Here is a 19,763-nt window from a genome sequence, read left to right as displayed (position 1 = left end):
AGCGGGGGACTTGCGCCGAATTAGTTAAGCTAGCAATAGCTAACCTATCAAATAAAATTACCAGTTAATGGCAACCATTTTCGCAATCGAAACAAGTTGTGACGAAACAGCAGCAGCAATTGTTAAGAATCGTCAAGTTTGCAGCAATGTTGTAGCATCGCAAATTAAAATCCACGAGCAGTACGGCGGAGTAGTGCCGGAAGTGGCTTCGCGGAGTCACCTAGAAATGCTAAATCAGGTAATTGCCCAGTGTCTCTCGGAGGCAAACCTGAGTTGGTCAGAAATTGACGGCATTGCAGCGACTTGTTCCCCGGGTTTAGTAGGTGCATTGTTAGTCGGGCTGACAGCGGCGAAAAGCTTGGCAATAGTCCGTCAAAAACCTTTTTTAGGTGTCCACCACCTCGAAGGGCACATCTACGCTTCTTACCTTACCGAACCAGACTTGCAGCCACCGTTTTTGTGTTTGTTAGTTTCCGGGGGACACACCAGCTTAATTTACGTCAAAGATTGCGGCGTTTACGAAACTGTAGGACACACGCGCGACGACGCCGCCGGCGAAGCTTTTGATAAAGTCGCGAGACTTTTGCAGCTAGGATATCCGGGCGGGCCTCTGATTGACAAATTAGCCGCCCTTGGCAATCCCCAAGCATACCCCCTGCCAGAAGGCAGAATTTCGCTGCCTGGTGGCGGCTACCACCCCTACGACAGCAGTTTTAGCGGGTTGAAAACAGCAGTTTTGCAATTAGTGCAGAAACTCAAAAAACAAAATAACAATGTGGATGGGGAAGGCTTCTTGCCTGCCTCTACAATTAATGATATTGCGGCCAGCTTTCAGGAAACAGTAGCTAAGAGTTTAACGAAAAGATCGATCGACTGCGCGCTAAATTTCGGGCTTACCACCATTGCCGTCGGCGGTGGAGTTGCAGCAAACAGCGGACTGCGAAAACACTTACAAGCAGCAGCAGCCAAACACAACTTGCGGGTATTGTTTCCGCCATTAAAATATTGTACAGACAACGCAGCAATGATCGGCTGTGCGGCGGCCGAACACTTGCAGCGAGGACACACATCGCCGCTGACTTTGGGAGCAAATTCGCGGATGGCTGTCAGCGATATTATGGAACTGTACAATAGTCATTAGTTATTAGTCATTAGTCATTAGTCAACAGTCAACAGTCAAGCAAACGATGAAAATCCGCGACGCAGAAGAAAGCGATTTGCCAGCAATTGTTCAAATATACAACGCAGCAATACCGGGCAGAATAGCCACAGCAGATTTAAAACCAATCTCAGTCGAAAGCCGCCTTCAGTGGTACAGAATACACTCCCCCAATTCCTTGCCGATTTGGGTAATGGAATCAGAACAAAATATTGTTGGCTGGCTGAGTTTTCAGCTTTTCTACGGACGCGCCGCCTATCAGCATACAGCAGAAGTTAGCATCTACGTCGCACCCGATCGCCAGCGCTGCGGAATCGGACAAAAATTATTGCAATCGGCAATTGTGCGGAGTCCCGAATTGAAGCTTAAAACTCTCATGGCAATAATTTTTGCTCACAATCAGCCGAGTTTAAGATTGTTTGAGAAATTTGGCTTTCAGCGGTGGGGATATCTGCCGCAAGTTGCCGAACTTGACGGCGTAGAAAGAGATGTCGTAATTCTCGGTTTGCGTTGTTTGTAGGGAAACGGCAATGCCGTGTCCTGATTTGGAGGAAACGGCATTGCCGTTTCCCTACCGTCGGCTTTGACTTTTAATAATGGGTATAAAGATGTGATGTTTGCTCAATCTGCTAAAATTGTAATTTCATCCAAAGATGCGATCGCCACATCAGCTTTTTCCAAATGACGAACCTGCGCATTTCCCCAACAAATCCCGATACAGCCCGCCGCGCCCGCATTTTTACCCATCTGAATATCGCCCGCTGAATCTCCCACCATCAAAGTTGCTGCGGGTTCAACTCCGAGTTTCTCACAAGCTTGCAAAAACAATTTCGGGTCGGGTTTATGAAGGGTTGAATCAACTCCCATTTCTAACTGAATGTAGTCGGCTAATTCGTGGTGTTTCACAAACTTCTGCACAACCTCCGTCGTAGCGGCCGAAAGAATTCCCAGCTTCAAACCCGCTTCCGAAAGATATTTCAGCACTTCCAAACTGCCGACAAATAAAGGAGAAACAGCACTATTTTTAAACATTTCGTCAGCTTCGTCAAAAGCGCGGCGCGCAATAGTTAAAGATTCCAGCCATCCCCTGCCTGTTTCGGCGATGTATCCCGCTGCAACTATCTCATTTTCCCTGCGGCTGCCCACTGCTAGCAAGCCCGTAGGGTCAATGCTGCCGCTTTCGATGCCGAAAGCCATTTGTAAAGGCTCTCCAACGCCCGGAATTTGAGCGTCTGCGAGGCGCGCTCGCTTCATCCCCAACAGTCTCAAAAACTCCTGAGAATCCTCTAGAGTGCCGTCTTTGTCAAAGATTGCGGCTTGGATATTTGAGAAGGTAATGCCCCGACATTTAATAGTTACCAAGAATCATAACTCCTGAATTTGTATATTTTTTTCTATTTTCTCACGTTGTGTTTTTTTTAGCAATTGTTTTTAGGGATTGTTGATTTCTAACAAGAATGTTGTGTTTCTCTAAAATTAGGATACAAGAATGTGGTGGATCTCTAAAATTAGGAGACAGCAATGTTGTGTCCCTACAAAATCAGGACACAATATTTGTAGGGCAACGGCTTTGCCGTTTTCGGCGCGAGACTCTGCGACTTTTAATGATTAATATTAAGATTGAAGAATGTTGTTTTCCTACAAAATTAGGACACAACACTGTTGTGTCCCTACAAAATCAGATTGTACGCGATATTTGTAGGGAAACGGCATTGCCGTGTCCGGCGCGGGATTCTGAATGCGTGTGACAAGAAGCGGTTAAAACTGCCGAGTCGAATCTCAAAATAAATTAAAAGATTCCTGCTAGATTGGCAATAATTAATCCTAGTTGAATAGGCTTAATCGGCTTAGCAATATGAGTTTGAAAACCAGCTTCGATCGCCTTTTCTTGTTCTCGATCGCTCGCATACGCAGTCAGCGCGGCGGCTGGGATTGTTCCTCCAGCTTCGGCAGCAAGAGCTCGCACTTGCCGAATTAAGAAATACCCGTTTTCCTCAGGCATTCCGATATCCGAGATTAGCACGTCATATCTGCCGGGTTTTGCCGTCAAAGCTGCCATCGCTGCTTTTGCAGATTCTACTGCCAAAACATCAGCGCCGTAATTTTCCAGCACAAATTTTAAGAGATCCCGGGTATCAGCCTCATCATCTACAACTAAAACTTGCAAACCATCCAAACAGGGAAGGCGCTCATCGACGAGCGTCTCTGTGGCCTGCTCTGGCAATGGAGCCTGCTCAGGTGCGCTTGGCGGTGTCAACTCTTCAGGCGAGGCTCTCAACGGCAATCTCAAAGTTATTGTAGTTCCTTGTCCCTCACCCGGACTATCGGCTTGCACCGTTCCCCCGTGCAGTTGAACAAGATGGTACACGATCGACAAGCCCAATCCCAGCCCTTGATTCGCCTTAGTCGTGCTGGAATCTCCTTGGCGGAAGCGATCGAAAATATACGGCAATAACTCAGGCTTAATCCCTTTTCCCGTGTCGGTGACTCGAACTTCAGCATAATTCTCGATCGCCGAGAGCGTGATTTCCACTCGTCCCCCCACCGGAGTAAACTTAATCGCATTAGACAGGATATTCCATAAAACTTGCTGCAAGCGATCGATATCGCCTAAGACATTTACAGAACTCAAATGCGGAACAATTTGAATGTTTTTTGCGGAAGCTGAGAATTGAACCCCTTCCAGCGCAGCTTGCACCACTAGCCGCAGATCGATCGAACGGGTAGACAGTTTAAGCTGGCCGTTGGTAATCCGAGAAATATCGAGAAGATCTTCGATTAACTGAGCTTGCGCCCTCGCGCTGCGCTCGATCACCTCTAAAGCGCGATCGGTTTCTGCTTCTTTAAGCTTCCGGGATCGCAGCATTTGTGACCACGCCAGAATCGGAGTCAGGGGATTGCGCAATTCGTGGGAGAGATTCGCTAGAAATTCATCTTTAGCTCGGTTCGCCCTTTCTGCTTGTTGGCGGGCTGACTGTTCCTGCTCCAATAACTGCGATCGCTCTGTCTCAAACTGCTTGCGATCTGTGATATCCTCGATCGACAGCAGAATCATTGAAACCCTCTCTTCGGGTTCAACCTTACAAGCATTTAGCAGCAAAGTTTTCTGCCCCAGCCGCCCAAAAACCTGCTCGATCTCAAAGTTGGTAATCTCAACATTATTAACCAGAAGATCTTCCAAAAGCTCTCGCAGTTCCGGGCTACTCCACGGCCCGGTAGCAAATTCCAACCAGGAATCTTGAGCGGTTTCTGAAGATGAAACTTGAAACGTTTCGTATAACGCTCGATTGGCGGTGTTCACTTGCAAATCAGCATCCAGTACCATTAAAGGCGTTGGCACGCTTTCCACAATTGTTTCCGCATAGTTGCGGGCTGTTTCTAGAGTGGCAGCACTGCGTTTGAGAGCGTCAATATCGATTAAAACCATTACCACACCCTCAATCTGGTTTTCCGCTGTGCGGTAAGGACGAATGCGGAGGGCGTACCAATATCCCGATTGAGTTTGCACTTCTTGTTCTTTGGTCTGGAGATTCTCGATCACCTCCAAAATCATCTCTTCCAAGTTGGGAATCTCCAGATTAACTCGGATGTCGCTAAAGGGACGCCCGACATCGCTAGAAATCAGATTGAACAGCCGCTGTGCCATTGGCGTAAAGCTGCGAATCCGCAAATCGTTTCCCAACATTAAAATTGGAATATTGATACTGGCCAGCAAATTAGTCACGTCGTTATTAACCTGCTGCAAATCGAGATTTCGAGTGCGAAGTTCCTCCACAGTGGTAATCAGTTCTTCGTTAGTAGCTTGAATTTCTTCTTTAGCTGTTTCTAGTTCCTCGTTGATGCTTTGTAGCTCCTCGTTGCTCGATATAATTTCTTCGTTGGCAACTCTGAGGTCTTGCGTGAGATTTTCTTGCTGCTCTACCACCGATTGCAGGTGTGATTGAGCTATGTTTTTCTCTTGTTTGGCGATGGCAAGTTCTTGCCTCAGGCGCATTACTTCCCGCTCTAAATCGCTTGGTTCTAAGCTATCCAAACTGTCGATTATCAGGTCGATCGCTGGGGGTAAACTTTCTTCAAACAACACCAAAAAGTAGCGTGTTTCCGCGCTAGCCGGCTGGAACGGAATCACCTCAAAATTGACTAGATGCCTCTCCTCCCCCTCTTGCACCCTCAGCCGTTCTTTTCTAACCGTCACCTTCTGAGTTTGCGCTTGATAAATTGCAGTGCGAAGGTCAACAGACAATCCTGGTACCGCCATTGCGAACAAGTTTAAAGTCGGCGTTCCGGGTGTGAGTCTTAAGTACCGATTGGTGTCTCCCCGGAGTTGCACAATCTCCATCTGCTCGTTGACTACCGCACCCACAGCATTGTACCGCTTTAAAATCAATTGGTCTGTTTCGCGCTGTAAGTCAAAGCTATGAGAAAAATTTGCATTCATGGGCTGCGGATTATCGGGTCGGGTTAGGGGAAAGAAACTTGGCGCAAAAGGCAGCCGGGGAGGAGTCGAAGTTAACTTCTTGGCATAAATTTTAGATGGCCCATCCACTAAAGTAAATAATTCCGAAGATTTGCCCGTACTTTCGGAAGTGCCGAGCATCAGGAAGCCTGTTCGGTTGAGACTGTAATGAAAAACTGACACAACTCGTTGTTGTAAACGTTCTGCCAAGTAAATCATCACATTGCGGCAGCTAATCAGATCGAGATTAGAGAAAGGCGGGTCGATGCCTAAGTTTTGTCGGGCAAACACGCACAGTTCGCGGACTATTTTGCAGATGCGATATCCGCCTTCTACGGAGACAAAGAAGCGATCGCGCCGTTCTTCGGAAACCCCTAACATCTGGTTTTCTAAATAGAAACCAGACCTCGCTTTCTTGATAGCCGTCTCGCTGATATCCGTAGCAAAAATCTGAATCGGCGGCGGCGGGATAACTCGATCGCTCAAAAACTCTAACAAGCAAATGGCGATCGAATAAACTTCTTCCCCTGTAGAACATCCTGCAACCCAAATCCGAATCGGAACTTCTGCCGATTTATTGTGGGTAATTGTGGGGAAAACGTACTCTTTTAAGCGTTCAAAAGCTTCTAAGTCGCGGAAAAAACTGGTGACGTGGATCAGGATTTCTTCATATAAAGCTGTGACTTCCGTCGGATGGTCGAGGAGATATTGAGCGTAATCTTCCAATCGTTCCATCTTGTACAGCACCATGCGCCGCTGCATTCGCCGGTTCAGGGTGGCCGCTTTGTACTGCGTGAAGTCAACGCCTGCGCTCAATTTCAGCAGCCCAAAAATAGTCGCTAAGGCCGATCCCGGTTCGGGCAATGCTTCAGCGATTGTGACGGGGAGCGGCCCAGCCAAAAAGGAATGGTGGCTGAGATTTGCCAGTTCCCGCGCAATTGCCTCAGGCGGCAGAACGAAGTCTACATTACCTGTAGCTACGGCGGTATTCGGCATACCCTTGAATTTTGCTGTTTCTTCGCATTGAGCAAAAGTCACGCCTCCGGCTGCTTTGATTGTCATCAGCCCCAAGGCGCCGTCTCCATCGGCTCCCGATAAAACTACGCCGATCGCTTTGTTGCCCCGATCGACTGCTAAGGAGTCGAAAAACGCATCTGCGGGCATATATTTGCCATCAATCTTCTCTCGGGGCAGCAGTCTCAGCAGCCCTTCTACCAGCAGCAGCTTGGTATCCGGCGGAATGATGTAGACGTGGTTCGGCTCTACAGCGATGCCCTCTTGCGCCTCATTCACGGGCATTTGCGTGCTTCTGCGGAGAATCTCGCTCAGCAGGCTTTGACGATCGGGCGCTAAGTGCTGGATCAGCACAAATGCCATGCCGGTATCTGCGGGTAAGTTGCTCAGCAACTCGATGAATGCTTCCAAGCCTCCGGCAGAAGCTGCAATTCCGACGACGGGAAACGGGGCATCGGTTTTGGGTTCCGGATTTAGGTCGATCGCGCTGGGGTCGATCGGTGTCAATGTATTTTCTTCAGATAAGTTCATACAAACCAACTTAAGTAATGCAGATTAACAGCTAACTAATCTTGCCAACTTGGCAGTAACTAATACGGACGATCTTTCCTATATACCATCTTAATTTGCCCGCTTGAGGCAACGGCCTTAAGGATTAAGTACAGTATTACGATGATTCAAGAAATTAAGCAAAAATATTGAAAAACATCAGTTTTTTATATTTTCAACGGCGCATATAAAGATATTTTTTGCCTGAAACACACGGTTCGTAAGTAAATGCCAAGTAGTATGTCACTGTTGGCGATCGGCAAGCAATCGCCCAGAGGACGCTCGCTTTACCTTTTGTTACTTCAGGCGATCGGCTTAAGTTGATAACAATTAACTATGTTGTTTTCCTGCAAAATCAGATTGTACGCGATATTTGTAGGCACAGGGCATTGTTGTGTCCGGCGCGGGAATCTGCGGCTTTTAAGGGCTGGTATAAAACCGTTTTTTTTTTTGAAAAGTAAAACAGGATAAGGTTTTTTTCCGGTAAATTTAAGATACAATATTTGTAGAGAAAGGGCATTGCCGTTTTCGGCGCAGGACTCTGCGAGTTTTAATGATTAATATTAAGATTGAGGAATGTTGTGTCCCAACAAAATCAGGACACAACAGTGTTGTGTCCCTACAAAATCAGATTGTACGCGATATTTGTAGGGAAACGGCATTGCCGTGTCCGGCGCGGGACTCTGCTTGGTTTGACAAAAAGCGGTTTCAACCGCCGAGTCGAAGCTCAAAACAATTAAAATCGCCCTACTAAATTAGCAACCATTAATCCTAGTACAACCGGCTTGATCGGCTTAGCCATATGCCTTTGAAAACCAGCTTCGATCGCCATTTCGCGTTCTCGATCGCTCGCATACGCAGTCAGCGCAGCCGCTGGGATTTCTCCTCCGGCATCTGCAGCAAGAGCTCGCACTTCTCGAATTAAGAAATACCCATCTTCCTCGGGCATTGCGATATCGGAGATTAGCACGTCATATCTGCCGGGATTCTCAGTCAAAGCAGCGATCGCACTTCTGGCAGATGCAACTGTCAAAACCTCAGCCCCGTAGCTTTCGAGCACAAATTTTAAGATATCGCGCGTATCGATTTGATCGTCTACGGCTAAGATGTGCAAGCCTTTGAGAGAGGGGACAATATCGCTAGAGGCATTCAAAGGCGCAGCCAAAGCAGTTGTGTTTAAATCGATCGCCGGTGTCAACTGTTCAGACGACGCTAGTAGCGGCAATCTCACAATGATTGTAGTTCCTTGTTCCTCACCCGGGCTTTCGGCTTTTACCGTTCCCCCGTGCAATTCTACCAGGTGACGCACGATCGACAAACCCAATCCCAGCCCTTGATTCGGCTTAGTGCTGCTGGAATCGCCTTGATGGAAACGATCGAAAATATGAGGCAAAAATTCTGCCTGAATCCCTTTTCCCGTGTCGCTGACTCGAAATTCAGCATGATTCTCGATCGCCGATAGCGTGATTTCGACTCGTCCCTCCGCCGGAGTAAACTTAATCGCATTAGACAGGATATTCCACACAACTTGCTGCAAGCGATTGATATCGCCTGAGACAGTTGCAGAACTCAAATCCGAAACAACTTGAATGTTTTTTGCTTCGGCTGATAATTGAACCCCCTCCAGCGCAGCTTGCACCACTAACCGCACATCGATCGAACGGGTTACCAGTTGAAGCTTGCCGCTCGTAATCCGAGAAATATCGAGAATATCTTCGATTAACTGAGCTTGCGCCCTCGCGCTGCGCTCGATCACCTCTAGAGCGCGATTAGTGTCTGCTTCCTTAAGTTTCCCCGATCGCAGCATTTGTGACCACGCCAGAATCGGAGTCAGGGGATTGCGGAGCTCGTGGGAGAGATTCGCCAGAAATTCATCTTTAGCTCGGTTAGCAGTTTCTGCTTGTTGGCGGGCCAACTGTTCGTGCTGCAATAACAGCGATCGCAGCGTCTCAAACTGCTTGCGCTCAGTGATATCCTCGATCGACAACAGAATCATTAAAGCTCGATCTTCTCGTTCAAGTTTACAAGCATTAAGCACCATAGTTTTCTGCCCAATATGCTCAAACAGGTGATCCAACTCAAAGTTTTCAAGCTGAACATCACTAACCAGAATATCTTCCAAGATCCATCGCAATTTAGGGATATTCCACTGCCCGTTCCCTAGCTCAAACAGCGAAGATTTTGCTGTTTCTGAGGCAGAAACCTGAAACGTTTCATAGAACGATCGATTTGCTTTGTGCACTCGGAAATCAGCATCTAGGGTGACTAAAGGCGTTTGCACAGTTTCCACGATGGTTTCAGCGTAGTTTCGGGCTGACTCCAAGGTTCTGGCACTGCGTTTAAGAGCATCAATATCGATCAAAACTATCACCACACCGTCAATCATGTTTTCCGTTGTGCGGTAAGGACGAATGCGGAGGTTGTACCAATATCCCGATAAAGTTTGAACTTCCTGTTCTTGCGTCTGGAGAGTATCAATCACCTCGAAAATCATCTGTTCCAAGTCAGGAACATCAAGAGTCGATCGGATGTCGTTAAAAGGTCGTCCAATATCTGTGGGAATCAGATTAAAAATTCCCTGCGCCGTTGGCGTAAATCGTCTAATCTGTAAATCGTTTGCCAGCATTAAGACGGGGATATTGATACTGGCAAGCAAGTTTGTCAGATCGTTATTGAGCTGGCTTTGTTCGAGATATCGGCTGCGAAGTTCCTCGTTAGTGGTGGTGAGTTCCTCGTTAGTGGCTTGAATCTCTTCTTTGGCAGTTTCTAGTTCCTCGTTGGTGCTTTGCAACTCTTCGTTGCTCGATAGGATTTCTTCGTTGGCAATTTTGAGGTCTTGGTTGAGATTTTCCTGCTCCTGGATCAGCGATTGCTGGTGCGCTTGAGCCTCAATTTTTTCTTGGTTAGCGGTGGCAAGTGCCTGCTTCAGGCACTCATTTTCCGCAGCTAAATCACCTTGCTCGCAGCTTTCAGCAGTGACGGTGCGGTAGTCGATCGCCGGGGGTAAAACCTCTTCAAGTAACACCAAAAAATAGCGTGGTGCGGCGGTGTCCGGCCCGAAGGGCATCACCTCAATATTGACGGTAGTCGATCGTCCGCCCGATTCAACAACTACCTTTTCTTTCCTCACAGTAACGTTCTGCGTTTGTGCCTGAGAAATCGCGGTGCGAAGATCAAAAATCAAGCCTGCCCTTGTCATTGCCAGCAAGTTTAAGTCCGGCGTTCCGGCTGTCACTCTCAAGTAAGGATCGAGGTCTCCCCGCACTTGCAGGATTTTCATCTCCTCGTTGACAAGCACGCTGGCTGGGGCATAGCGATTCAAAATCAGTTGCTCAGTTTCTCGCTCTAAGTCCAAGCTATTTATGAAATTTTTTTCTTCATTCATTTCCTTTTGTTGAGCAGTTTTAGCGACGGGATAGGAACTCGGCGTAAAGGAAAAATTGGGACGAGTTGCAGTCAACTTTTTGGCATAAATTTTATTTTTTTTATCGAGTGCCGTAAATAATGATGAAAATTTTCCGGTACTTTCAGAAGTGCCTAACATCAGGAAGCCTGTTGGGTTAAGACTGTAATGAAAAATCGGCATCACTTTTTTTTGCAATGACTCTGCCAAGTAGATCAGTACATTGCGACAGCTAACTAAATCGAGATTGGAAAAAGGCGGGTCGCTGCCTAAGTCTTGTCGGGCAAATACACACAGTTCGCGGACTGCCTTGCTGATTGTATAACTACCTCCTGCTTCGGCGGGAATAAAAAAGCGAGTACGCCGTTCTGCTGAAACGTCTACCATCTGGTTTTCTAAGTAGAAACCAGACCTCGCTTTGGCGATCGCCGCGTCGCTGATATCCGTGGCAAAAATCTGGATCGGCGGCGGGATAACTCGATCGCCCAAAAACTCTAACAAGCAAATGGCGATCGAATAAACTTCTTCACCTGTGGAACATCCCGCCACCCAAATCCGAATCGGAGAATTTGCCGATTTATTTTTGGTAATTGTGGGAAAAACCAGCTTTTTTAACTTTTTAAAGGCTTCGGGGTCGCGGAAGAAACTGGTAACGTGGATCAAGATTTCTTCATACAAAGCTTTGACTTCATCCGAATTTTGTCTGAGGTGTTCGGCGTAATCCTCCAAGCTATCTAGCTTGTACAATACCATCCGCCGCTGGATGCGCCGAGCGAGCGTTGTGGGTTTGTAGTGGCTAAAATCAACGCCTGTGGTCGATTTCAGCAGCGCAAAAATAGTTGCCAGGGCATCTCCCGCTTCGGGCGATTCTTCAACTTTTGCTAGGGAAAGCGGGCCAGATAAAAGCGGACTGCGACTGTAGTTTGCCAGTTCCTCGGCAATTTTTTCCGGCGGCAGAACGAAATCGACATTTCCTGTAGCAACAGCGGTATTCGGCATACTATCGAATTTTGCTGTGTCTTGACATTGAGCAAAAGTCATGCCTCCGGCTGCTTTGATTGCCTTGAGTCCCAGTGAACCGTCTCCGTCTCCCCCGGATAATACTACGGCGATTGCTTTGTGCCCGCGATCGATCGCCAATGATGTAAAAAACGCATCTCCCGGCATATATTTGCCATAAATCTTCTCGCGCGGTGATAGTTGCAGCACGCCTTTATACAGCACCATCTTGGTGTTGGGCGGAATAATGTAGACTTGGTTGGGCTCTACAGCTACGCCGTCTTGTACCTCATTAACAGGCATTTGCGTCTGTCTGGCGAGAATCTCGGTTAGCAGACTTTTGTGATTGGGGTCTAAATGCTGAATCAGCACAAACGCCATACCCGTATTTACCGGTAAATGGCTGAGTAACTCCGTGAAGGCTTCCAACCCTCCCGCTGAGGCGGCAATCCCAACAATGGGAAAGGGGGCTTCAGTTTCGGCTAATTGTTGGCTGTCGAGGGCGGCCGGTGCGATCGAGGCGGGTGTATTTTCAGGTTCTAATTGAGGAGAAGTCATAATTTGAAGTCCTCGACTTCAGTTATTTAGCAGCATACATATCTGGTAAGCGTGCGGGTGATTAATTCAGACTATTTTTATCGCAGCTTAGGTTGCCATACTAACACCAGTCGCTTTAGGATGAGCTACACTGTTGGAGCCATTATCTGAGGGCTATCGAAGAACTCTATCTGCTGTTGGGGCGATCGCAAGTAGAGGCTGGCAATAACCAGGTATATTTGTTTACCTACTTAGCTGCTTTCAGCGACCTGTGTAGCAGACAGCGCTATTACAGATTCGGTACTAATTCTAGCAGTATAAGCGACTTGTGCGCCTTGTATTCCCTTTAAATCTTCAACACGTTTTTGAATTTCGGACACTCCAGCAGCTTTTAATGCTGTTAAAAATGCTTGCTCGTTGTAAACATCTTCTGAAAACGAAACTTCGTCACTTTTAGAAAGATTTTGAATCCGGGCGGCTTTGTTGACTGTAGAACCAAAATAGTCGATCGAATTATTGAGATTTACGAGCAAAGCCGTACCTCGGTGAATGCCAATTCTGACTTGAATCCACTCTGCTTGTTCGCGAGTGGAGTTGTACTCTCTGAAACGAGCCACAGCAGCAGCCGCTGCCATAATTGCTTGTTCGTTGCTGATAAAGGAAGCCATGACGGCATCGCCGATGGTTTTGATGACTTTACCGCCAAATTTCTCGATCGACTCAAAGAAAATTTCAAAATGGTCGCGCACAATATTGTAAGCTTTAGTATCTCCCAGTGTTTCGTACATTCTGGTAGAACCGGTAATATCAGTAAACATAATAGTAATCGCCCGAATCTTGACTCGCTCTCTTTCCGATATTACGCGATCGCCGAACAAACGCTTATAATCTGGGTGATGAAGCAGTTGGATTCCTGACAGCCGCAGGGGCAGTTGTTCTAATGTCAGTTCATCGGGCAATTCCTCTGAATGCAAAATCAGCCCGGACAAATTGCGATCGGTATTAGTTAATTCTATCTTCACTTTTCCCGGACGCACGGTCAGTTCTTTTTTGTCAAAATCTCTGCCGGCTAACTGCTTGAGTTTAATTTCTTGTATCTCTTCTGTTTTTTCGCCTTCAACCTTTAAAATCCCTTTAGCTAAAGTCAGGGGACAGCAGTAGCGGTATCGACCTTTTTCTAAGGTGACAGTCTCGGATTCGGTGCAGTATAAAGGTGTTACCAGTTGCAGTTTGTTTTGGAGTACCGGAGGGGGAGCGCAGACGGGCCGCAGTTGCGGATCTTCGATTTCTTTGTTTAGGGAAAAAGTAACTTCCACGCGATCGAGCAAATCAATTTTAAACTCGCGATCGCACATCTGGCACAAAGACATTTCTGATGTGTCTGCCAAATCCTTGAATTCGTCTGTAATCATGTTGCAGTGCGGGCAGTGAATATCCCAGTGCAAATCGAAGGCACCGGCTTTGACTCCGTGCAGAAATTCCGAAGTAATTCTTTTAATATTCTTGACTGTATCGCCTGCTACGTAGTAAGGGTTAATCCGCAATCTCTGCAAAATGTGGGAACCGATCAACCATTTTTCAATTTGGTCGATCGTTCCTTTGCTGGAATTGGGACGTTTTTTGAGCTGTTCTAGCTTTTCTTTTAATAGTTCTATGTTCATTATCCGCTTGCCTCTGAGCGTCAGGGCAAAAAATTTATAAGTATTTTGTTGTATACTTTGCTTGTCTGCTTTGTTCTTGCCTAAGAATTAGGATGAGTTTGCACCTGTGCGGATGTCCCTGATGTCTATAAATCTTAACAAATTAGCAGCATGAAGACCATGTTTATTTAGGCCGAGCTATCGGCTGCTGGTATTAATTCAAAGAGCGATCGCTGCATCTGTCTGTAGCAAGATGTTATAGCAATTTATAATTGAGCTTCCGGCGCGATCGCTGAGTCGAAGGATTGTAGATTAAATAATTGGCAATGACTGATTCTGTAAGCATTTGGAGCTTGCTTGCAGTTGCATTTTTTTGGACGGTGGTATTAAATGGTTGGTAATTGCTAGTTGCTAATTGAGGCGTTGAAGGCAAAAAAAAGAGGGAAAATACCCTCTTTTAATGACAGTGACTTGCGATGACTTGCGATGTTATTCTACCGTCGCAGGAGGGATTGCTTCCTCTACATCTGATACTGCTTCCGGTGCTGCTTCCGGTTCTGCTTCCGGTTCTGCTTCCGGTGCTGCTGCTTCCGGTGCTGCTGCTTCCGGTGCTGCTGCTTCCGGTGCTAAGTCTTCTGGCAGATCTTCTTCCATTGCTGAGGGCACGTCTTCGAGTATTTCGTCGGAGATGTCATCATCAGCATCGATCGAGTCTACAGGAACGTCTATGCCTGCTTTAGCTTGCTTTTGAGCGAGCATTTTCTCGCGGAACTTAGCTGCCATTTCCTCAGCTTTTTCGTACACCAATTCGCGATTTTTGACCATCGCGCCCGGTTCCGGTTCCAACTGCTTGGTGGAGAGAGAAATCCGGCCCCTCTCAGCATCCAAGTCAATGATCATCACTTTCACTTCGTCGTTGACATTGAAGACGCTGTGAGGCGTATCGATGTGATCGTGCGAAATTTCCGAGATGTGCAGCAAGCCGCTGACGCCGCCGATGTCGATAAAGGCACCGTAAGGCTTGATACCGCGTACTGTACCGATGACCACTTCCCCGACTTCGAGGCGGTTCATCTTGCGCTCGACTAAGGCGCGACGGTGGCTCAATACTAAGCGGTTGCGGTCTTCGTCTACCTCTAAGAATTTTAATGGTAATTCTTCGGCGACTAATTCTTCCTTCGGTTTGCGGGTGCTGATGTGAGAACCGGGAATAAAGCCTCGCAAGCCTTCTATTCTCACGAGTGCGCCGCCGCGGTTGGTGGCAAATACTTGCGATCGTACTGTGGCATCTTCTGCTTGCAGTTGTCGCACTCTTTCCCAGGCCCGCATATACTCGATGCGCCGGATGGACAGAGTTAATTGTCCGTCTTCATTTTCATCGGTTAGAATGAAAAATTCTCTGGTTTCGTTTGATTGCAATACCTCTTCAGGGCTTTCGACTCGATTGATCGACATTTCCTGAATGGGAATGTACGCTGCTGTTTTAGCACCGATATCAATCAGAGCGCCCCTCGGCTCTATACTAAAAACTGTACCCGCTACTACATCGCCCGGGCTAAAGTGATAGTCATATTTATCAAGTAGGGCTGCAAAATCTTCGTGAGTAAAGCCGATGTCTTTGACTGTGGTTTTGAGATTGACCATGCGAATAGTTTCCTAGGATTTCTCTCCTTCATGTTTTTCGTTTGTGCCGGCAGATATTAGAGATTTTGGTGAAAAAGCGGTTAACTTCTTTCAAAACCTTTTACTAAAGTCAGTTTTTGCTAACTTTTTCCCTGTGCAACTGCACGTCCGGGCTTGCCACTGCTATTACTCGAAACTCTGCGTTAAAAGGTTTAATCTTAACATTCAGAGTCCATTGACACTCTCAGGTATAAAGAAACTGAGATTCTTCATTGAACGAGCCGACGCCGCTTGCGACAGGATTGCTCCAGTTTAAGTAGAGGTCGGTTTCTCCAGAAGCATAAATTCCGGTATGCCTTACCGTATTTAATTAGTTCTTCACCTGTAGTTAGGTTTAGTTCAAATTTAGCTTTCCTAAACTGCAACACCGTGAGGTGTGACCGATCACTCAACCAATCCAGTTAAGTTTTTACGTTGTTTAGTTATACTCAATTTTAGACCGATGACGATCATAACACACCTAGCACAAAGACCCAGAAAAAAGAACACGGGGACTCTTCGTCTCTTGAGAGCTTCGGGGAAGCGCTCAGACTTCGGCAAGTCGCCGAGCTGCTGCTTGGAATCCGGGGCCTAAACGGACAGGGTTTTCAATCTCAAGAGAATATTTCTCTAACTTACCCCGCCCAAAAACGGATACCGTACCACGTACTCCTGTCGCGGACAGATCAAAATTTTCGACTCTTGTTCAAGCTCCCAGATTGCATCTGTCGAGTAAATCTAAAATCTAAAATCTAAAATCGACAATCTAAAATTGACTGACCCGCCTACTGTTTTTAAATTAATTTAAGCGATTTTAGCTGGGAGTAGCGCAGGATGCGGGGCTTTCTCGATCGACTGCATCAGGCTGTGGCGAATCTGCGTCAAAATCTGGCTTTGTTTCGGAATCTTGAGCTTCGTTGAGCGGATTCTGAAGGTGATTTAGGGTATCTACAAAGTCTCGGATGCCTCGAAATTGGCGGTATACAGAGGCGAAACGGACGTAAGCGACTTCGCTGAGCGGCCGCAGGTGCAACAGCACCAGTTCCCCAATTTCTGAACTGGCGAGTTCTCGGAGCGATCGACCTTGGAGTTGCGCCTCGATTTCTTCTGCCAGGGTTTCGAGATGCCCGGAAGACAAACCGGTTTTTTCGCAGGCCCGAATCAGTCCCCTGACTAATTTTGACCTGTCAAAAGATTCGCGCTTGCCGTCCCGTTTGATCACCGTAATCGGCACGAATTCTATGCGTTCGTAAGTTGTGAAGCGGTGCTGGCAGCTCAAACACTCGCGCCGCCGGCGGATGCTTTGACCGGATTCGGCTGAACGCGACTCTAGAACGCGGCTATTTGTGTGTTGGCAGGAGGAACAGCGCATGATTGCTGATTTTAACAGGCATTGCCAGCAAATTGCCATTCATCTAACCGCTTGGGGTCTGATGAATGGCTGGACTAGAAAAATGACTTAACACGCAGCCGGTGGAATAGTCCCGCACCAGATTCGATGCAATGGTGCGGGCTGACCGCAGTCCGGTTCAGGAGATTTTGGACTTGCTGCAGGCGTCTAGCTAATTATTTGCCAATCCGGGGAGGTTCCCGAAAGGCGATCGCAAAAAATAGTACACCTAAGGCTAAAGCCAGAATCAAAATGTAAGCAACACTTTCCATGTTAAATTTTCCCTATCTTCCCTTGCCGTATTATTTTATCTTAATTACTGGTTTTATTATTAACTAAAAAAACCCGGTTTCTTCAAGAAACCGGGTTTTTGTGTACCGGGGAAGTTCCCCGCTACCCAGAGGCTGGAGAAATCTAGAGAGATTCTTCTCTTCTTGTGGTCAAGTCGCCCACTTTTTGGAACAGGCCCCACTCGACTTGTTCTTCCATGTCGGACTCAACTCCAGCAAACACGTCGCGGAAAATAGTCCGAGAACCGTGCCAGAGATGGCCGAAGAAGAATAGCAAAGCAAAGCAAACGTGTCCGAAAGTGAACCAACCGCGAGTAGAAGTGCGGAAAACCCCGTCAGAATTCAAGGTTTCGCGATCGAATTCAAATACTTCACCTTTTTGGGCGGCGCGAGCAAACTTCTTAACATCTAGAGGATTATTAAAGGTTTGACCGTTAAGTTCGCCGCCGTAGAAGCTGACGGTAACTCCGCTTTGTTCAAAGCTGTATTTTGATTCAGCGCGGCGGAAGGGGATGTCAGCGCGAACGACCCCATCTTTGTCAGTCAAAATTACTGGGAAAGTTTCAAAGAAGTTGGGGAGACGGCGCACCGACAAAACCCGACCTTCGCTGTCAGTAAATACTGGATGGCCCAGCCAAGATTTAGCAATGCCGTCGCCGTTGACCATTGCGCCGGCGCGGAACAAACCGCCTTTAGCAGGAGAGTTGCCCACGTAGTCGTAGAAAGCCAATTTTTCGGGAATTTGTTCGTAAGCTTCTTGGAAGCTTTGGCCCGCGGACAAGCTAGCTTGAGCTCTGCGATCGATTTCTTGTTGGAAATAGTTTCCGTCCCACTGATAGCGAGTCGGGCCAAAAAGTTCGATCGGAGTAGCAGCAGAACCGTACCACATCGTACCCGCAACCACAAAAGCTGCAAAGAACACGGCAGCAATACTGCTAGAAAGTACAGTTTCGATATTTCCCATCCGCAGGGCTTTGTAAAGACGTTCCGGCGGCCGCACTGTCAAGTGGAACAAACCGGCAATTACGCCGACTACGCCCGCTGCAATGTGGTGAGCCACGATGCCGCCCGGATTATACGGGTCAAAGCCTTCAGGGCCCCAAGAAGGTGCCACTGCCTGGACGTGACCGGTCAGGCCGTAGGGGTCGGACACCCACATTCCCGGGCCGAAAAGTCCCGAAAGGTGAAATGCGCCGAAGCCGAAGCAGAGCAAGCCGGAGAGGAACAGGTGAATGCCAAACATTTTTGGCAAGTCGAGGGCTGGTTCGCCGGTGCGAGAGTCTCTGAAAAGTTCTAAGTCCCAAAATACCCAGTGCCAGACTGCTGCTAAGAACAGCAGGCCCGAGAGGATGATGTGAGCGACAGCGACGCCTTCAAAAGACCAGAAGCCCGGATCGACGTTACCTTCGCCGGTGATGCTCCAACCGGCCCAAGAACCCGTGACTCCCAAGCGAGCCATGAAGGGGAGCACGAACATCCCTTGACGCCACATCGGGTTCAGAACTGGATCTGTGGGGTCAAAAACTGCTAATTCATAAAGGGCCATTGAGCCGGCCCAACCTGCCACGAGGGCAGTGTGCATTAAGTGTACAGAAATCAATCGGCCTGGGTCATTTAAGACGACTGTGTGTACGCGATACCAGGGTAGTCCCATTGACTGCGGTTCTCCAAGGTGTAAGTGATGATGTCTATTTTGACGGCAAAATCAGATTCTGAATCCCTAGCAGTTACCTGCGGGCTTTAAACTCTGCCTTTTGCCGAATGCCCTCTACCTTCAAAGGTGGAAGCATAAAAATGAAAGTTATTTAAAGAAGTGTATCGAGTGTTAGAACCGATTGCAATATGTTGGGCGTTATATTAGTTGCGGGTTGCCCATTTCGCAGCGGGCGGCGATCGTCCCGAGGCGTTCGAGGACTTGCTCCGCATCGATGAGTCTGGTCAGCACGACGTTGCCGATGTTTTTGGCAGGATCGTTCGGGTCGATCGGGGCTGTCGGTTTGACTTCTACCATGAGTACAGCGTCTTCTACGCGGTAGAGCCACATTTTTTCTTTTTGATCCCAGAGACAGAGGTCGAGTTGTACAATATCGGGGTGGCGTCTCCAAGCGGCGTAACTCCACTCGCCGCCTACTCCCCAGACGCGCCCCACTTTCCAGCCGTCGGATAAGAAGAAGTATTTCACTTGTTGTGTACGCTTGTTGAGATTTTTTTGTCTAACATAACGCAAAACTGCAAGATTACCGAATTATTGAACCGCGAAGAGGCGTTACGCGAAGCGGCGCATAAGCGTTCTTGTCGCGAAGGGATATCTGGGAAGTAGTAGGCAATCATCTAGCTGTTGGGGATAAATCTACAGAATTGTTAAATAAGTTTCTGTCGGACTAATCGGTAAAAGATACAAACTTGGATTTTTAAATGAGAGTTCAATTCCTAGCATTTCGAGAAAGAATACTCTTAACAGTGGCTCGTTTCCGCCAGGAAGTTCTAAACATTCAAAAGTGCCTTCCGGCCTAACAAGGTTGTCGTAATTTTGCCCTTTTGTTCTGGGAGTCGATCGCATAATCTTCATCTCAATTAATATGCCCTAATTTTATCTCGATCGACCAGCCAACTTCAGATTAAACCAGACATCCATCCGCGTTCATCTGCGTTCATCTGCGGTTA

The 19,763-nt window shown here is 47.5% G+C and carries 12 protein-coding genes; 2 read left to right on the top strand and 10 right to left on the bottom strand.

The window, feature by feature from the left end:
* Positions 1-67: 67 nt before the first annotated feature.
* Both tsaD and QUA13_RS12320 read left to right on the top strand, forming a co-directional pair.
* Positions 68-1,141 carry a tRNA (adenosine(37)-N6)-threonylcarbamoyltransferase complex transferase subunit TsaD gene (gene tsaD, locus QUA13_RS12325; protein ID WP_333198742.1) on the top strand — a complete coding sequence of 358 codons (1,074 nt, stop codon included), beginning with the start codon at positions 68-70 and terminating at the stop codon, positions 1,139-1,141.
* A 46-nt stretch (positions 1,142-1,187) separates the two neighbouring features.
* Complete coding sequence (locus QUA13_RS12320; RefSeq protein ID WP_333198740.1) at positions 1,188-1,679, top strand: N-acetyltransferase family protein; 492 nt, start codon at positions 1,188-1,190, stop codon at positions 1,677-1,679.
* Positions 1,680-1,780: 101 nt separating this feature from the next.
* Here QUA13_RS12320 and QUA13_RS12315 read toward each other — a convergent pair whose 3' ends face one another.
* The 10 genes from QUA13_RS12315 to QUA13_RS12270 form a co-directional block, all read right to left on the bottom strand.
* Positions 1,781-2,521, bottom strand: a complete 741-nt coding sequence (locus QUA13_RS12315; protein ID WP_333198738.1) for an HAD family hydrolase — start codon at positions 2,519-2,521, stop codon at positions 1,781-1,783.
* 427 nt (positions 2,522-2,948) lie between these two features.
* On the bottom strand, positions 2,949-7,160 hold the full coding sequence (locus tag QUA13_RS12310; RefSeq protein ID WP_333198736.1) for a chemotaxis protein CheB: 4,212 nt from the start codon (positions 7,158-7,160) through the stop codon (positions 2,949-2,951).
* A gap of 754 nt (positions 7,161-7,914) precedes the next feature.
* Complete coding sequence (locus tag QUA13_RS12305) at positions 7,915-12,138, bottom strand: chemotaxis protein CheB (RefSeq protein ID WP_333198734.1); 4,224 nt, start codon at positions 12,136-12,138, stop codon at positions 7,915-7,917.
* A 230-nt stretch (positions 12,139-12,368) separates the two neighbouring features.
* Positions 12,369-13,778 carry an adenylate/guanylate cyclase domain-containing protein gene (locus tag QUA13_RS12300; protein ID WP_333198732.1) on the bottom strand — a complete coding sequence of 470 codons (1,410 nt, stop codon included), beginning with the start codon at positions 13,776-13,778 and terminating at the stop codon, positions 12,369-12,371.
* 468 nt (positions 13,779-14,246) lie between these two features.
* On the bottom strand, positions 14,247-15,401 hold the full coding sequence (locus QUA13_RS12295) for a 30S ribosomal protein S1 (RefSeq protein ID WP_333198730.1): 1,155 nt from the start codon (positions 15,399-15,401) through the stop codon (positions 14,247-14,249).
* 832 nt (positions 15,402-16,233) lie between these two features.
* The gene (nrdR, locus tag QUA13_RS12290) at positions 16,234-16,791 is read right to left on the bottom strand and encodes a transcriptional regulator NrdR (protein WP_333198728.1); all 558 of its coding nucleotides are present in this window, start codon (positions 16,789-16,791) and stop codon (positions 16,234-16,236) included.
* Between the two features lie 194 nt (positions 16,792-16,985).
* Positions 16,986-17,081: a photosystem II reaction center protein T gene (locus tag QUA13_RS12285; protein WP_083622085.1), complete on the bottom strand. Its 96-nt coding sequence runs from the start codon at positions 17,079-17,081 to the stop codon at positions 16,986-16,988.
* A 142-nt stretch (positions 17,082-17,223) separates the two neighbouring features.
* Positions 17,224-18,753: a photosystem II chlorophyll-binding protein CP47 gene (gene psbB, locus QUA13_RS12280; RefSeq protein ID WP_172188119.1), complete on the bottom strand. Its 1,530-nt coding sequence runs from the start codon at positions 18,751-18,753 to the stop codon at positions 17,224-17,226.
* Between the two features lie 198 nt (positions 18,754-18,951).
* A complete protein-coding gene (locus QUA13_RS12275; RefSeq protein WP_172188121.1) occupies positions 18,952-19,281 on the bottom strand; it encodes a hypothetical protein in 330 nt (109 codons plus the stop codon).
* 168 nt (positions 19,282-19,449) lie between these two features.
* On the bottom strand, positions 19,450-19,659 hold the full coding sequence (locus QUA13_RS12270) for a hypothetical protein (protein ID WP_445242707.1): 210 nt from the start codon (positions 19,657-19,659) through the stop codon (positions 19,450-19,452).
* Positions 19,660-19,763: the final 104 nt, after the last annotated feature.

Source organism: Microcoleus sp. S28C3 (genome assembly GCF_036700785.1).
In the GTDB taxonomy this organism is placed as follows: Bacteria; Cyanobacteriota; Cyanobacteriia; order Cyanobacteriales; family Microcoleaceae; genus Microcoleus; species Microcoleus asticus.
Note: the sequence above shows the minus strand (reverse complement) of the source record. Positions and strands in the feature narration are given on the sequence as shown.

Bases quoted from the DNA above. Each gene is read 5' to 3' on its own strand.
- tsaD (WP_333198742.1), top strand. From the start codon at position 68: ATGGCAACCATTTTCGCAATCGAAACAAGTTGTGACGAAACAGCAGCA.
- QUA13_RS12320 (WP_333198740.1), top strand. From the start codon at position 1,188: ATGAAAATCCGCGACGCAGAAGAAAGCGATTTGCCAGCAATTGTTCAA.
- QUA13_RS12310 (WP_333198736.1), bottom strand. From the start codon at position 7,160: ATGAACTTATCTGAAGAAAATACATTGACACCGATCGACCCCAGCGCG.
- QUA13_RS12305 (WP_333198734.1), bottom strand. From the start codon at position 12,138: ATGACTTCTCCTCAATTAGAACCTGAAAATACACCCGCCTCGATCGCA.
- QUA13_RS12300 (WP_333198732.1), bottom strand. From the start codon at position 13,778: ATGAACATAGAACTATTAAAAGAAAAGCTAGAACAGCTCAAAAAACGT.
- QUA13_RS12295 (WP_333198730.1), bottom strand. From the start codon at position 15,401: ATGGTCAATCTCAAAACCACAGTCAAAGACATCGGCTTTACTCACGAA.
- nrdR (WP_333198728.1), bottom strand. From the start codon at position 16,791: ATGCGCTGTTCCTCCTGCCAACACACAAATAGCCGCGTTCTAGAGTCG.
- QUA13_RS12285 (WP_083622085.1), bottom strand. From the start codon at position 17,081: ATGGAAAGTGTTGCTTACATTTTGATTCTGGCTTTAGCCTTAGGTGTA.
- psbB (WP_172188119.1), bottom strand. From the start codon at position 18,753: ATGGGACTACCCTGGTATCGCGTACACACAGTCGTCTTAAATGACCCA.
- QUA13_RS12270 (WP_445242707.1), bottom strand. From the start codon at position 19,659: ATGCGATCGACTCCCAGAACAAAAGGGCAAAATTACGACAACCTTGTT.